At 37.6% G+C, this 16,038-nt stretch carries 11 protein-coding genes; 3 read left to right on the top strand and 8 right to left on the bottom strand.

Translation table 11 applies throughout. The features are described 5' to 3' along the window. Nucleotides 1–146: 146 nt before the first annotated feature. Both ABD009_RS12445 and ABD009_RS12440 read left to right on the top strand, forming a co-directional pair. Nucleotides 147–1,091: a polysaccharide deacetylase family protein gene (locus ABD009_RS12445; RefSeq protein WP_343825872.1), complete on the top strand. Its 945-nt coding sequence runs from the start codon at nt 147–149 to the stop codon at nt 1,089–1,091. Nucleotides 1,092–1,097: 6 nt separating this feature from the next. Next, a complete protein-coding gene (locus tag ABD009_RS12440; RefSeq protein WP_343825870.1) occupies nt 1,098–2,345 on the top strand; it encodes a glycosyltransferase in 1,248 nt (415 codons plus the stop codon). A gap of 28 nt (nt 2,346–2,373) precedes the next feature. On the opposite strand, the gene ABD009_RS12435 is transcribed toward ABD009_RS12440, so the two are convergent. Continuing rightward, entirely contained in the window at nt 2,374–3,087 is a 714-nt protein-coding gene (locus tag ABD009_RS12435; protein WP_343825868.1) for a PEP-CTERM sorting domain-containing protein, read from the bottom strand. 399 nt (nt 3,088–3,486) lie between these two features. Here ABD009_RS12435 and ABD009_RS12430 point away from each other — a divergent pair, with 399 nt between their 5' ends. Then, on the top strand, nt 3,487–6,462 hold the full coding sequence (locus ABD009_RS12430; protein ID WP_343825866.1) for a hypothetical protein: 2,976 nt from the start codon (nt 3,487–3,489) through the stop codon (nt 6,460–6,462). 9 nt (nt 6,463–6,471) lie between these two features. Here the strand turns inward: ABD009_RS12430 and ABD009_RS12425 are convergent, their stop codons facing one another. The 7 genes from ABD009_RS12425 to ABD009_RS12395 are packed head-to-tail and all read right to left on the bottom strand — an operon-like array spanning nt 6,472 to nt 15,990. Further along, nucleotides 6,472–7,638, bottom strand: a complete 1,167-nt coding sequence (locus ABD009_RS12425; protein WP_343825864.1) for a glycosyltransferase — start codon at nt 7,636–7,638, stop codon at nt 6,472–6,474. A gap of 14 nt (nt 7,639–7,652) precedes the next feature. Next, nucleotides 7,653–8,711: an acyltransferase family protein gene (locus tag ABD009_RS12420; RefSeq protein WP_343825862.1), complete on the bottom strand. Its 1,059-nt coding sequence runs from the start codon at nt 8,709–8,711 to the stop codon at nt 7,653–7,655. Next, the gene (locus tag ABD009_RS12415) at nt 8,708–10,648 is read right to left on the bottom strand and encodes an acyltransferase family protein (protein ID WP_343825860.1); all 1,941 of its coding nucleotides are present in this window, start codon (nt 10,646–10,648) and stop codon (nt 8,708–8,710) included. Before ABD009_RS12415 ends, ABD009_RS12420 begins: the two co-directional genes overlap by 4 nt. Before the next feature lies 1 nt (nt 10,649). Then, complete coding sequence (gene asnB, locus ABD009_RS12410) at nt 10,650–12,530, bottom strand: asparagine synthase (glutamine-hydrolyzing) (RefSeq protein WP_343825858.1); 1,881 nt, start codon at nt 12,528–12,530, stop codon at nt 10,650–10,652. Then, nucleotides 12,505–13,584, bottom strand: coding sequence for an acyltransferase family protein (locus ABD009_RS12405; protein ID WP_343825855.1), 1,080 nt, complete (start codon nt 13,582–13,584; stop codon nt 12,505–12,507). The genes asnB and ABD009_RS12405 overlap by 26 nt, the downstream gene beginning before the upstream one ends. Beyond that, nucleotides 13,584–15,077, bottom strand: a complete 1,494-nt coding sequence (locus tag ABD009_RS12400; RefSeq protein ID WP_343825853.1) for a lipopolysaccharide biosynthesis protein — start codon at nt 15,075–15,077, stop codon at nt 13,584–13,586. Before ABD009_RS12400 ends, ABD009_RS12405 begins: the two co-directional genes overlap by 1 nt. 40 nt (nt 15,078–15,117) lie before the next feature. Next, nucleotides 15,118–15,990 carry a hypothetical protein gene (locus ABD009_RS12395; protein WP_343825851.1) on the bottom strand — a complete coding sequence of 291 codons (873 nt, stop codon included), beginning with the start codon at nt 15,988–15,990 and terminating at the stop codon, nt 15,118–15,120. Between the last annotated feature and the right edge of the window lie 48 nt (nt 15,991–16,038).

Here is a 16,038-nt window from a genome sequence, read left to right as displayed (position 1 = left end):
TTACCAAAAATAATGAGTGTTATTCTGCCACTAGCGCCGCAATAAATATAGTCATTATATGTTGGTATTGCACATTAGGTTATTCACAAAGAAAACAACTCCGTGTACTCTTGTTAATCGCGCTGATAAGTAAGGATACAAAAGGAATGTTACATTTTGGTTTAAGCCTATTGGCCTTCATAAATAGAATAAAGCATAAAGAACACCCTTTGGCAGTATTGTATTTTCATCGCGTTGTTAACGAGCCTTCATTATTTTGCCCCGACGACATCACCTCAGCCAATTTTGAAGTGTTGCTAACCAAGCTCAATAAGTACTTTAAGATATTTTCTTTAAGCCAAGCGCTGGCTTTGATTGAACAAGGTAAGTTGCCTCCAAAGGCATTAGTGCTAAGCTTTGACGATGGTTATGCCGATAACTTTGACAATGCACTGCCAGTTTTTGAGAAACTCGGAATAAAGGCCAGCTTTTTTATCGCCACAAAAGGCACTGAACGAGGTTACTTGTGGAATGATGAATTGGCAGAGTCGTTAAAAAATACCATGGCCACGCAGTTTGGACTATTCGACCAGTCATTTGTGCTTAATACCGAACAAGAAAAAGCAAACGCTTATTTATACCTAGTAAATAAAATTAAGTTTTTAGCGAATCAAGAACGAGACGACGTACTTAACGCTATTTACAAAAAAATAGGTCGTTTTGAGCCAGCCAGGTGCATGATGAAGGCACAACAGTTAAATAAAATAGCAAAACTTGGCCACGATGTTGGAGCCCACACTCACTCTCATAGTATTCTTGCTATGCAGAATCCAGAGGTGGCAAAACAAGAAGTGATTGGGTCGGTTGAGTATTTAACTGACATTTTGGGTGAAGCGCCGTCGTTATTTGCGTACCCAAACGGCTGGTTTGGTCGAGACTTTAAAGTAGAACATCAACACATGCTAAATGAACTTGGCATCCAATATGGTGTAGCAACCAATGATGGTGGCATTACGTCTAAAACCAGTTTAACGGCGTTGCCTAGGTTTATGCCACATCGAAAAGAATTTAATCAGTTTTGTTTATCAATACTAAAAATAGCCGGAGAGTAACTACCCGTGAGCGCCACTAAAACCGTTCTGATGATCGCCTTTGAGTTTCCACCAAGCAATGGCGCGTCGGTTCCACGCATCGAAAGTTTTTATCGATATTTAAAACAGTGGGGCTGGGAAGTTATTGTATTAACCGCAAACCCAAGTGCATATTCAAAAATAGACTCAACCTATCAAGACGGGCCTGACGATAAAATTTACCGCACTCGAGCGCTCGATGTTCAGCGCGACTTGTCGTACAAAGGTAAATACTTTTCTATTATGGAAACGCCAGACCGCTGGGGCCTAACATGGATTCCTTCGTCGGTTAGAGTGGGCGCAAAGTTAATAAAAAAATATAAGCCCGACGTTATTTGGTCTTCTGCACCAACACCAAGCACACACTACATTGCCAACAAATTAGCCAAACAGACAGGCTTGCCTTGGGTTGCTGACTATCGAGACCCTTGTCATTACATGAATGGCAGCGCAGGGCGATGGTTGGACTACATACATAAAAAAATAGACCGCCAAGTCATGCGAAATTCCGCCCACCTTACTTACGCAACTGCCGCCGTGCGCGATTTATATCAGGCTAAGTATGGTGCTTTAGTTGAAAGTAAAAATACCGTCATTGAAAACGGGTTTGACGAAGCAAACTTTGAACGGCTGGCCGCTTTAAATTCGTTAGAACGCGCCAATACGCCGTTTGACTCAAAAAAATTCTCAATGTATTACAGTGGTGTTTTATATGCGCATGGTCGCGATCCAGTGCCAATATTTGAAGCCATAGCCATGTTAAACAATGATGGTTTAGTGACTGCCGATAACTTTGAATTAATATTTCAAGGAGCTGGCAGTGGCGAAGAATTTAGTGATGTATTAATTGCATTGGGCATTGCTGATTTAGTTCAGTTTGTTGAACCTGTGCCCTTTATTAATGCATTAAATAATATGACACGAGCCGATGCATTAGTGCTTATTCAAGACGCTCGATTTAACAAACAAATCCCGGGCAAAGTATACGAATACCTAAGAACCCAACGTGCAATGTTAGTAAAAGCTGACTCGCAAGGCGCAACCTACAAGTTAGCATCATCATTTGATGGCGTTGAAACCGGCATGGCAGCGGAAGAATTGGCAGTAGGAATTACAAAGCTAATTGGCAGTAAAAATGAGCAGGGACAGGTTACTGTATATCAAAGAGATTTAACTGCCTATAACCGTGAACAAAAGGCAAGGCAGTTAGAGCAAGTAATGTTGGGGCTTGTTTAAAGCGAAACCCCAAATTGCATTAATTGGCTTAGGCGTTTTTACGTAAACGTCTCATTGCTAATAAACCAAATGCAAACATAGCAAGCATGCTTGGCTCAGATACTGGTGTTGTTGAAAATAATACGCCAGTGTTTGACAAGCGCTCAATGTCATCGCCATATAAATACTGGATACCGCTAGTGCCTGTGGTATTTTCAATCCCTACTGAGTGTGTACCGTTTTCATAAGAAACTAGTCCATATTGAAACTCAATATTATTAGAACCTTCATGTAAAATCATTTCAAAGGTCACTGGATCAGAGTTGGAGTAATGCGCCACATCATAAAAACCAACAACAAACTCTCTAGAACCAACAGCGCCTAGCGTTTGATAAAACATGGCGCCCGTAGTGTTGTTATTAGTGTCTAGGTCTTCCCAAAGGCCCGCAATAATGCCATTGTATCCGTCATCTGCAGGAAGTGGCTTGCCTGAGCAACAGCCGTCGTCGCTAGCAAATCCACCTAACGCTAAAAAGCCATTAGAAGAAACATTGACTGTATTTACAAAAATATCGTAAAAACCAAAGTTAAACCCCATACCTATCTCGCCGGTCATAGCGTCGTCTGAAAGATTAAATTGTGTACCTGTGCTTGAAATATCGCGAAGGTTGTTTGATATATTTGAAGTGCTGTAAATTAAGCTAGCATAAGCCGTGTTTATGCTCATTAGAGCAATAGCAGCCAAAATTAATATTTTTTTCATTATAATTCCGTTTGTCATTATTATTTACTGGTTCGAATAGTCAGATGTAAGCAAATTTGACGCCAAGGTTTTCACCTTATCTATGGTGTTGTTTTAAATGGTTTTTGTTAATTTATTGCTGATTTTGTGAGCAGTGCTGTAAAAAAAACAGACAGTTTTAAATGACATACGATCAAGCGGTTAGAGCTATTTTTAACTTTGAGGTAACTCTTTGTTATGAGCCCAATCAAATTGTGTTTAAAATAGACATGAGCTAGCGCCTAGTTCGCTACGTATGATTGTTCTATTTAATGTCCTAGTTATTGTTCTATCACCCAAACATAAAATGAGTCGTAAATTATGTTCTACACTTTAAACTCCCTATGTAACCGTGTTTCACAATCACAAGGTTTTAGAACAATGAAGAGTGTTTTTGGTTTTATGATGTTAGCGACATTGCTTATATCCTGTAGCGGTGAATCTAAGGAAAAGAACAAACAAAGTTCAACTAGCACTGCAAATACTGAAAGCAGCGAAAATAGCCCCCAGACATCCGTAGCCAATGAAGATGAGCTTTTTATGAGCTTCGACTTTATAGATGGAAAGATTGAGAACGGCTTTGATGAATGGTTTTATTCCGATAAAGGCAACAATGACTGCAATGTTTACAACGGATTAAGTCAGTCAAATCTTTGCAGCATAGATGGGCTTAAGCTTTCTCCCTATTATAATTATTACAATACATCTCACATGGGTTGGACTCGATTTGGTTTTATTGATGCAGACACATCAATAGCTAAAAAGGGAGCGTCGTTAAAAGTTCAAATGACTGGTGGTGCTTATGCAAATTCAGAAGGCGGTGTCTCATTTATGGGACCTGAAATAAAGTCTAAGCAAGACTTTATGGACGCTGATTTAACATCACCACACCTGGGGGAGCCTTCGACACTCGACGGCGGCCTCTCACTTTATTTAAAGACTCAATCTTCAACCGCATTATTTGGTCAATTTAAAGGTAAAAATCGGCTTACTCTTTGGCTTAAAATGCCACCTGCTGCTGGTAACTTAGCCTCTCAAGTGAAATCCAATTCTCTAAGACGGCCAAATATTCAGTTCTCTATTTATCCTTTTATTAATGATTCAAGAAAAGGACATTATTATCACTATGTATCAAACATACCTATGGGAGGTTGGACCAAAGTTCAATTTGATGCTCACCCATTGCATTTTAATGGCGGCTCTCCTGGACCGTACAGTGCGTTTGATGAGGGCGGGTACGAATTTAGTGGTAAAGGGCAAGAATATTTTGAACATATAGCGGCGTTAGCATTAGTACCTAGCTTTTCTAAAAATCTACCTGTTTTTTCTGAGTACTATATTGATGAAATACGACTTGGCTATGTAGATTATGAGAATGAAGAGACTATAAATAATGTAGGTGTTGGTTTTGATCCCGATAAGCTCTTGTTCGACATTAGTTTTAATGATAAGTACCGATGTTTACAGTGTAGCGCCGAATACGAGGTTCGTTATGCATTTAGCCCAATAAACAACCTTAATTTCGAAGAAGCACATGTACCCAAGGAAGTTATTAACTTTAATAGAGCATTAAATAGTAGTGTTGGTTTAATCAAAAAACCAAACTCCGGTTATAACCAAATATGGGCCGCTTTAGAGCTAAACCAGGAACACAAAATTAAGGTTGAGCAAGGTAAAACAATATACTTTGCGATTAAAGATGTTTCAAAACGAGAGGGTATAGAAGAGTCCAAAGTAGATAACGAATTAGTTAACGTGCCTGGTCTTGGCGAAATTAAAAAGAAGAACTTGGTAAAAACAATCAGCTATGAATTTTCTGTTATTGACGATTCAGTTAATGATGGGCCTTTAAGTTTTGTTACAGAGGAGCTACCTATAGCAAAGAGCAATACTAAGTATAGTGCTCAACTATTAGTATCAGGCGGTGTACCACCTTATAACTTTGACCTAATTAAACGCCCAAATAGTACATATCAAATTAATGAAACAGGCTTTTTAAAAGGAATAACTGAAGAGTCAGAAAGCTTTGAATTAATCGCTCAAATTAAAGACTCTGTGGGTTCTGCAATACAAAAAAGCTTTACAGTTAAGGTAGAGAGAGAGCTAAACCCAATTAATGACAAAAAAGTAATATTGTTAGCCGACTTTAAAAATTCTAGTGAAGAAACTGAGCTTAGCTTTTATGACTTAAATACAGTTATAAGAGATAGATATACAGGCTTTAATGACATTGGTATTTATACGAAATTTGGTATGGGTGAAGGATACAATTACCAGGGTATTCAGGGCCCAGGGTTAGACTTGACCGCAGGAGATAAATTAATTTTTACTTGGCACAACGTTTCTTATGCTGATCATGAATTTACTCCCACTATTAGCTTCACCGACAATGATAGGCAAGGTTCTGGAAAAGGTGGAATATGGCAGCAAATGGAGCCTTTAACCCTAGTTGCAAGTGACCAGAAAACATCTACATATACTCTGTCAGAACGGGAAAGTGGCCTTATTAATATTATAAATGTAGCCAAAAATAGCACTGAAAATAGTGCAATTATTTTAGATAAAATAGAGTTAGAGACTTTGCAGCCCAGCATAAACTTACAACCTATTGAGTTGGTTGAGGGGGTTGAAGGTCGGCAGTACCAGTTTGATCTAAGTGAGTTTAACATTGATAAAAACATCACTAACATTGAAACTTTGTTTTTGCCTCCTGGTTTAGTGCTAAATGATAAGCACAACATTGAGGGGGTCCTTGTTACTGAAGGTCATTATGAGTTTGAACTTAAAATACATAGAAATGACAATATTATTATCAATGTACCTGCCGGTATAAAAATACACCCAGAAGACTATTATACTGCCTCCAATTGTAAAGTAATTGCCAACTTTAGAGAGTGGGAAAGTAGCGGAATTTATCTTGATTCTGATTTCAAAAAAATAATCAAGGATAAATACACTGGGCTTTACCTAAATGGCTTTACTAACACAGTAGCTAGTAGCGGTTCATATAACTATCAAGGAGTTTCTGAAGGCGCATATAAACTGTCTAATGGGGATAAGATTAGGCTGGTTTGGTATAACAACTCAGATGAAAGAAAGTACTTTAACCCAAGAATATCTCTAACAAGTGTAGAGCGTTATTCACGTGAAACCGCTGCACAATGGGAGGAGTTTGACTCTGTTACCATTGCACCGCACTCTTATGGGTTAGGGGAGTATATATATAGTGGTGATAAAAAAGAGTACCAGAGTATAAATATAAATGTTAACTATGATCAAAAAACACAATTAATATTAAATGAAATTCAATTGGTACAAAGTAGTTTACCGAATAATTCGATTTGTAAGCTGGAGTAAACTAAAATGTTAAACCACTTGCTTTGCACACCAATCCCAGGTGTATTTGTTTAAGTTAGCAGCTTGAGTGGCTCTGTCTGTTTCTGTGAGAAGTAAGTCACTTAAGTCTTTAGTAATGGCATCAATGTCGTCTACTTTAACAACGGTACCTAAGTTTGGTTCGCTGGTCATAATCTCTGGTACGCTACCTACATTGGTAGCTACTGCAGGACAGCCACTAGCTAATGCTTCTGTTAGTACGTTAGGGCTACCTTCACCGCGGCTAGACAAACAAAATACGTCAGCTGCGTTATACCAAGTAATAAGCTCATTATTAGGTACGGCACCCACAAAGTGAACATGGTCTTTAAGGCCAAGGCTAGTAACTAAGGCTTTTAGTTCTTTACGGTAATCACCTTCAGCACCTTCTGAGCCTAAAATATAAAAGTGAGTGTTGTTTAAGCCTAGTTGTAGGATGATTTTTTTTAGCGCTTTAATGACAACATCAAAACCTTTACGGTGAATAAGGGCACCTACACCTAAAATGATCTTTTGATCGGGCGGTAAGTCTAACTTTTCTCGACACTCAGCTTGATCAATATGATAAAACGCGTCGGTATCAACACCGTTTCTCACTACTTTTGTTTTTGAACGTGTATTGGCAATTTTATCAGCAGTGTCAGCCATTTCTTCGCTTAACGAAATAATACTATCTACTTTAGAAAGGTAATGCGCCACTAAAGTTTCTCTTACATCGCCGTCTTGCTGGTGGAAGGCTTCCATACCGCGCAAGGTAACTCTGTAAGGTACTTTATAGTAGTTACTAAGGTAATCGCCGGATGGCAAGTCTGGAAAGGTCCAGTGAAGATCAACTAAATCAAACTCAAAACCAATTTGCTTAATAACATTCTTTACCGCTTGTTTATAAGTCACCACTTCTAAACCTTTAAAGTGGCCAGGAATAGAAAAGAACCGTGGATGGTAAATCGTAATGCCATCGCGTTCGGCTTTAAAAGGAATGTTAGCTAAGTGTTTAAATTTATCTATGAAGCCATGCACTGGAGACCAAGGGATAGGATTAATCACAGTCACATTTGCATATTTACTCATTGCTTTTAATCGATTAAAAACAAAGATCCCATGATTAGGACGCTCGGCGTTTGGGAATAAGTAGCTAATTGCGAGAATGTTTTTCACTAAACTAAAGTCCTTTAATATTTGCTTTGGAATTTGCTCGCCAACAAATTTTTAATCGTATATTTTTGTTTCTCTGCCCAACGACCAATAGTAACAACAATGGTGAATGGGATAAAGAACAACGCCAATAGATACAACCAATGGGAGTTGTCGTAAGGATTAATTGCTGCGACAGTTTGAATTATTGGTCTGTGGAATAAATAAAGAGCAAACGTTAATGATGCCACCCATCTAATATAACTCTCAAATCTCTCTAGCACCGCAGAGAATGACTTAAGAAGTGCTGGTGAGAAGTATATGTGTATACAGAACATTAGTGCGTCAAAGTAATCGCCAAAAATTTCCTTTCTTTGGATAAACGTAGAGTTAAAATCAATACTTCTGATTTCTGGGCCAAAAAAGACCAGGAGTATTAATGCAAGCAATGATATCACTGCGCGTGTAAAAGAATATTCACTGCTAGTGCTTTTTTGCATCGCTTTATACAAAACAAAGCCTGCGATCCAAATTGGTAATAAAGCAAGTATTGTAGGTCCGGCGATGATGGCAAAAATAGTTAGCAGTAGATACTTCCACTTTGATTTTAGGAAAAATGCACAGGCAAAAATTATGTAGTAAAGCCACTCAAAGGATAGTGACCAAAAAGGTTGGTTGATACCGGGGTTAAACCCAAGATTCCAAACATTTTGAATCATAAAAAAAGATAGAAAATAGTTAGTAAATAAGTTCTCAGTGTCGAAAGGCCAAGGTCCTCCAAGGTAAAATTCAGGATTTATTTTAAAGCCGATATAGTCGAAAATGATGGTAACGACCAAGGCAGGAATTAAAACTGAATAGAGCCTGCTTATACGAGCAATGCTAAAGCTGAACAGATTTTTCTCTTTCTTTTCTGTGACAAAAGCAATCACAAAACCTGACATTACAAAGAATATCATTACCGCTGTTTGGTCATACGCTTTGGTTTGCCAGAATAGCCCACCACTGATTTTCTGTGATGCGACATGTGATAAAAATACGATCATCGCAGCTGAGAATCGCCAGACATCTAAATACAACGATAAAGATTTATTCACAGGGTTCGTCCTTCAAAAGTGAAATTTAGGTTAGAGCTATTGCGTACTATGTTCCAAGAAGATAGGGTCTCTATATGACTAGAATCAAAATAGATAGGTTTACCCTCTCTATATGGGCTGCATCCATTGCTGCAAATTATTGAGTTAAAGTCTATGTAGTTAACGTTCTCGGTGTTTTTTGCGAACGTTGCTAACTGTCTGTTAATGTCATCAATCTCTGCTTTGTCAGATTGTTGAACATTGAGGCAGTTTTTGACGGGATATATGATTGTTTTCGACAAACAATGGCGATCAAACTTTTTGAAAACAGGGGCCTTACCAACAATAATTACTTTTTTTTCAGCCTTATTTAGTTCCAACACCATACTTTCAAAGTGACTCATAAAGTCACTGTCTAACTGTTGATAATGATTGTACGCAGCAGAGACAATAATTGTTTTATATTGCGCTAACTTAGTTTTCACTAGCTCAATTGAATTTGCACAGTCGTCATACCGATTAACTTTAACAAAACTTTTTACATCGGTGAAAATGGGCGGGCAAGCAGCGTGGGATACGTTTCTAAATGACCAACCTTGCTCTTTTGCAATAGTGCCGAAGACTCCTATGTAATGAGCTGCGTTAGAATCTCCCCATAACAAAACGTCAGTTTCTTTACTGTCACCAATAATACAATCACTGTTGTTAAAGTGCTTTTCTTCTAACCGCCAGTACTGACAAATATAATCATACTTGTTGGTGGTCACGGCATGATTTCTTGTGCTCGCTAACTCAGTAGCGTAGGTATCGTTTAGTATCCGTAGACCGAATCCTTCAGTTTTAATTACAGCAAAGGCTATAGTGACAATAATTATAGAAGGCAATATAAATTGTTTAAATGCTAATTTGCTAAATGTGCCGCTTGAGTATCTAAATCGTTCTTCTATAAATTTCCAGTTGATAAATGCCAATAACAAAATGGTAAAAAATAAAACAATTGAAGCAAATACAGATGGCTCACCGTAACCATATCGATAAAAGGCTAATAGAGGCCAATGAACAAGGTAAGCAGAATAGGAAACTTTACCTAACCACAGCACCGGCTTTATGGTGAGGAATTTGTGAGTAAATGAGGTTTGGTTAAAGCCAGACCAAATAAATAAAGCTGCAAAACTTGTGGGTACTAGGTATAGCCAACCGGGAAATATATCGGTTGAAGAAATAAATACACATGAAGCAACTATTCCAGCTAAAGACAACAATAACAACGGAGTGTTTTTGGTTGGCTTTTTGATCATATTAAAATGCAGCAATGCGGCCAGTAAGGCACCCACGAGCAGTTCACCCGCTCTGGTTGGAAGCATATAATATACAAAAGAGTGATGTTCGCTTATTAGGGTTTGAGCAATACCGGCTGAAATAAGTATTGTGGCTAATATGACGATGCTGAATAAAAACTTGTTTAACCGAGGTAATAGAATTAAAACAACTAGCGGCCAAAAAAGATAAAACTGCTCCTCTACTCCAAGGGACCAATAATGTAATAGCGGTGTGGTATAGCTACTGGCAGCAAAATAACTAGTATCTTGGAATTTCCAGAAATACACATTGGGCAATGATATTGCAGACCAAATACCAGACTCAGCTACTTTAATTGCATCTTCTGGTAAGTAAAGAAACTGCGCTATTACTATAGTAAATACAATAACTGATAATGCCGCGGGTAAAATTCGTTTAATACGACGGGCGTAAAACTCTTTTATTGAAAAAGTATTGTTTGAAACAGATTTAAACAGTTGGCTCGATATTAAATAACCGGAAATAACGAAAAAAATATCAACGCCAATAAACCCACCAGGTAAATAGCTGTGGTTAATATGAAATAAAATTACCGTAAAAACAGCTATGGCACGTAGCGAGTCTATATGGGAGTAATAAGTCCTTTTATCCTTTTCCATCTTAGCTATTCTTCCTAAGCCACTCTTCTAGCACCACTAACTGCCACAATGTTTTATGGTGGTCATATTTATTGGCGTTGTGCTCAGTGATCAGTTGTTGGATGCGCTCTACTTTAAAGAACTGGTGCAGCTTTGTATCGTCAGATAACAATAAGTCCTTGGCGTAGTCCTTTAGTTCGTTTTGGAACATTAATTTAAGTGGTGTTGGAAAGCCCATTTTCTTTCGATAAATGATGTCATTTGGCAGTATGCCTTCCATCATTTTTTTAAGTGGGTACTTACCTTCACCTTTTTTGATTTTGTGCTTAGATGGAATTTGAGCCGCAAATTCTACTAATCGGTAATCTAAAAACGGAACTCGTAATTCAACCGATGTCGCCATGCTCATGCGATCGGCTTTAATTAACAAGTCATCTACTAGCCAGGTTTTTGTATCAAAGTAGAGCATTTTGTTGAGCTGGTCTTGACCTTCCATGTTTTTAAACAATTGTTTTGAGAATTGGCCATGAGATGTGCGCTGTTTGGCGCTATCTAATTCTTGTTTAAAATCTTGTCTATACAAGGCTTCTTTTGAAGCGTCAGGATACGTAGACATGCCTTTATAGCGCAGCTCAATAGGTTGTGTTGCCATGTTTAGGTATTTAGATACCTTGTGGCTTTTACCCAGCACTTTGTTAGAAATGCCAGCAAAAAACTCACTGCCTGTTTGGCCAACCACACCTCGATATTTTTCCAATACGTTCATGTATTGGTATAAGTCATAGCCTGCAAATATTTCGTCTGAACCTTCGCCTGATAATGCCACCGTGACTTTTTCTTTTGCGAGTTTAGAGACAAAAAACAAAGAAATAGCAGCGGCTTCCGTTACCGGCTCATCCATTAGATGGATGTACTCAGGAATAAAGTCGGCAAATTGCTGTGGGGTAATTTTTAACTCGTGATGATCGGTACCAAACTTTTCAGAGACCATTCGGGCATATTGAGTTTCATCAAAGTTTTTACCAAAGTCATAAGCAATAGAGAAGGTTTTTAACGGCTCTTTCACTTTATCAGCAAGCAAACCAACAACCGCACTTGAGTCGATACCACCGCTTAAAAATATGCCCAGTGGTACGTCACTTCGAAGGCGCAAGTCGATCGCACTTTCAAGTAAGCGTTTACTTTCGTTTAAATAGTAGTCAAAACCTTTGTCTTGCGTATTATCAAATTTAAGATCCCACCACTGAGTAATACTCATTTGTTTGTTTTTAACAATGGCGTAATGACCAGGCATTAAGCGTTTAATGCCTTGGTGTAAGGTGTTTTCACCTGGAATATAACCAAAGCTCATGTAGTCGTCGATTAACTCGATATTTAAGCCTGGTAAAGCATCTAGGCCTTTTAAAATGGCTTTGGTTTCAGACGCAAAAATCAGTTCATTGTCACTGTGATAATAATAAACAGGTTTAATACCAACACGGTCACGAGCTAAAAATAACTCTCGTGTTTGATTATCCCAAATAGCGATAGCAAACATGCCATTAAATTTATGCAAACACTCAACACCATATTCTACATAAGCTTGCAGAATGACTTCGGTGTCAGTGCCGGTTTCAAAGGTATAGCCTTTTTCTTCCAATTCGGCGCGAATTTCAATGTAGTTATACACTTCACCATTATAAGAAATAACAAAACGACCACTTTGTTCGATACGTGGCTGGTGGCCAGCTGGGGTTGGATCTAAAATACTCAAACGCAAATGTGCTAATGCACAATAGTTATCGTCTGAAATCCATAACCCGTTATCGTCAGGCCCACGATATGGCATCGTGTCTCGCATGGCGGCAATACGTTCTGCATCCGCTGCGTTATTGTAATTAAGTGTTCCTAGTATTCCGCACATTTTTTTCTACTTTATTTTTTTGAAAGAGCATTAGGTATCTCTTTACAATTTTATTAGATGGACTTTCAATATATCGATACATTAAGTCAGCTATTAATATTACACCAGCGAGACTTAAAGGCATACTCAACCAATAGCTACCAGTAATGTTAATAAGTTGATTAATGAAAATGTAACCGACTTCTTGGTGAATTAGATATAACGAATAAGATATCGTGCCTAAGTAGATTAGTATTGGGTGGCTCAGAAAAGATAGCTTTTCTTTTGTTACTAGAATCATTATCAAAAAGAAGGCTGTTACCATTATGCTTGAAGTAAAGTTATGTCGAGAATAGTCTGATTCTGCCAATAGCCATTGAACTAGAACTAAAACAAATAGTACCAAATAGATAATCCAAATATGGGTCGGTTTTAAATTGTTTGAGTTCCAAAGTTTGTAAAAAAGAAAGCCGGCTAAAAACAAATGGATATGAGGAATTAGTAGTAAAGCTTTAACTTTATATCCCAAATAAACATCAAACATAGAAACTAGTACTGTTAGCAGTGAAACTCCGATGCCAATAACAACCATTAATCTAGTAGGGATCGTTTTAAAAAAATAAAATAATGTGGCTATAGCAATGTAGAAAAATAATTCATATGTAAGAGTCCAATATGAGCCATCGATGTTTTTTGCACCAAAAAAGTTAGGGGTCATAGTTAGGTTTTTAAGAAAAACAACAAGATCAAACTGCCCATTGAAGACCCAAATGAAAATGGAAGAGATAAAAACTGCAGCCCAAAATGTAGGGAATAATCTGGAGAATCTAGAAACAAAAAAGCGATAAACATTATTGGAATTTTCGATAGACATCGAAATGACAAAACCACTTATAATAAAGAAAAGCTCAACCCCATACCGGCCAATGTGTGACGAAGGTGAAGGAAATATAGCGGACAACTCAGGGTAGCTAAACTTTATCGCAAAGAGGGAAGTAAAGTGATAAAGCACCACTCCAAGAGCTGCAATTCCCCTTAGGGCGTCTAAAGAAGCTAACCGGTATGTATTATTCATTATTGGGCTCTCTTTTTCATTGAGACTTTAAACTTCCTAAAAGTTTGCGAAAGCTTTTCTGCAATTAAACTTTCAACACATTCTGGCTTTCCACTGCATACCCACGCTGTCAAAATAAACCCAGAATAAAAAACAGCACCTAATAAAACTAACAGTAAGAAAGTAAACAAATTGACATCAAAGTTAAGGTAATACTTTATTAAAAAAAGCATTATGCACATCGCTAAGGTCGAAAGAATAGCTCGCATATTTGTGATAAAAGTCTTAGTTATCGAAATCGATATCTCACGGCGAACTAAAAAATATGACACAAATAAGTTAACAATTGAGCTGAGTATCAGAGCTAATGCTGGCCCCTCTATATTTTCGATTAGATTTAATCCAAATAAAAATCCGAAAAATGACAAGATTCTTATAGCTGAAATAAGTGTAGTAACTTTCGGCTTTCCAAGTGCTAAGAAAATATATCCATTATTTGATGAAACAGAGCTAATGAACGCAAACACTGAAAGTAACTGGATAACAGGAATAGCAGACATCCATTTGTCACCTAGTACAGTAGGGACAAAATAGTCAGCGGTAATCATTAGCCCCAAAGATGCGGGGAGTGCTATAACCGTAATCATTGATGTTGTTTGATAAAAAAGTTCACGTAGCGCCTCAAAATTACTTTTTTGTTTTGCATACGCTGGATACGAAGCCTTATTGATAGGTGCTGCTATTTCTGTGGCCGGCAATGTAGCCATTTCTTTACTGATACTATAAATGCCAGCAGCAGAGGTAGAAATAAACTTACCAACTATTAGATCAACGCTTTTGTTATTTAAATAGTAAAAAAGATTATTTAACATTATCCACTTAGAAAAGTTAAACAATGCTCTTACGCCTTTTAATGACAATGAAGGCATATAAGGTAACATCACATAGCTGAAAGTTACGTTTAGCAAAGTGACAAGAAGTGAACCAAAAATTAAAGCCCAATAACTTTCCAATAAGTACGCCATTAATAGCGTTCCGAAAAAGCTTATTAGCTTGGGGATAACTTGAAGTTTAAGCTCGAGATGAAAGTTCATCTCGATTTGGAAGTCGACAACTTTAATATTTTTGAAACTAGAAATTACAAACAGCGATGAAACTGCATAAATGACTGGTTCTAGGCGAGGGTCTTCAAAAAATACTGAAATTGTGTTTGCCATTATTACAAAGAATAAACACGCTACAGCTCCAAAGATTAAGTTGATTGTGAAGCCTGTATCATAGTCGCTTTTTTCCAACTTGTTTTTTTGTATTAGCGCTGTATTCAAACCAAAGTCACCAAACAAACTAACTAAGCTGTATAGGGACATAGCAATTGCAGCTATCCCAAAGTCCTGGGGTGACAAAATACGCACTAAAACGAGAGAGCTAACAATACCCAGAGTATTAATAATTAAGCGAGTAACTAGCATTAGCAATGCACTCTTCGCTAATTTTGGCGAATGTTGATGGTTCATCTATTTATGTTCACTTTTTAAAGCTTGCTTGTTATTTATGTTATTTGGGTAATACTTTTTTATATGTGTCGCGTAAATCAAGCTTTTGGCATTCAGTCTTAAGATCGAAATTGTAAGACAAATCTAATGCTAAATTTCGTCTAGAATTATTAGGGGATTGAGCTACATAATGTTTACTTCTAATTCTAGTACAATGACCTTCATCTAAGAGTTTTTCAGGAATCAAATAGACTTTAGAGTTTTTAGGCTTAAGGTTTTTGGCCCAATACTTTATACCGCTACCATGGTCATAATAAATTTTAGATTTTTTTGCAAACTCTGCTTTTGGTGAATTAGGATGGTAGGCGACATGACCAAACCAACCTGAACCAGTTTCAAACTGATGTTTGCTAGCCGCTTGAGTTGTGCAACCAGCCAACTCCCAGTATCGGTTATATTTATTTAATATCGTATTTTTAATGCCACGATTGGGCTTGGTAACCGCAATATCACCTTCTTGCAAAGACTCAAATACTTCGGCTAAATATGAGACGTTTTTGTTACGGACAAGCAAGTCTGAATGCCAAAACGCTAATTTTTTAGCGTATAAAAAAGCAAACTCTATAGGAAACATCATGTGAAGCATTGGCAGCTTTAAATCTTCATTAAAGTCAATTTCAATTGATCCCTCAAGCAGCACCGGCGCTTTTGCTCTAGGATCCGAACCCACAAGCGGAGTCCATCCGGCATCTTTTACTAGCTGCTGTTGCACTAGACACCAGTCTGGATCAACATTCCAGCATAGCCATAACTTGTCATAACCTTCTGTCTTTGTCTTCCACTTCTTCGCAGCTTCAAATATTTGCTCTAATTCCAAAGAGAAATGGTTCCAATGCCCTTTACCGGTCCGGTATAGTTTTTCTTCAATATCCATAATTGCTCGCTATTCTTCTATGTCTAATTAACTCTACTATTGATATTT

The organism is Psychrosphaera haliotis, from assembly GCF_039523615.1.
Taxonomy (GTDB): domain Bacteria; phylum Pseudomonadota; class Gammaproteobacteria; order Enterobacterales; family Alteromonadaceae; genus Psychrosphaera; species Psychrosphaera haliotis.
Note: the sequence above shows the minus strand (reverse complement) of the source record. Positions and strands in the feature narration are given on the sequence as shown.

Bases quoted from the DNA above. Each gene is read 5' to 3' on its own strand.
- ABD009_RS12435 (WP_343825868.1), bottom strand. From the start codon at position 3,087: ATGAAAAAAATATTAATTTTGGCTGCTATTGCTCTAATGAGCATAAAC.
- ABD009_RS12400 (WP_343825853.1), bottom strand. From the start codon at position 15,077: ATGAACCATCAACATTCGCCAAAATTAGCGAAGAGTGCATTGCTAATG.
- ABD009_RS12445 (WP_343825872.1), top strand. From the start codon at position 147: ATGTTACATTTTGGTTTAAGCCTATTGGCCTTCATAAATAGAATAAAG.
- ABD009_RS12395 (WP_343825851.1), bottom strand. From the start codon at position 15,990: ATGGATATTGAAGAAAAACTATACCGGACCGGTAAAGGGCATTGGAAC.
- ABD009_RS12415 (WP_343825860.1), bottom strand. From the start codon at position 10,648: ATGGAAAAGGATAAAAGGACTTATTACTCCCATATAGACTCGCTACGT.
- ABD009_RS12405 (WP_343825855.1), bottom strand. From the start codon at position 13,584: ATGAATAATACATACCGGTTAGCTTCTTTAGACGCCCTAAGGGGAATT.
- ABD009_RS12430 (WP_343825866.1), top strand. From the start codon at position 3,487: ATGAAGAGTGTTTTTGGTTTTATGATGTTAGCGACATTGCTTATATCC.
- asnB (WP_343825858.1), bottom strand. From the start codon at position 12,530: ATGTGCGGAATACTAGGAACACTTAATTACAATAACGCAGCGGATGCA.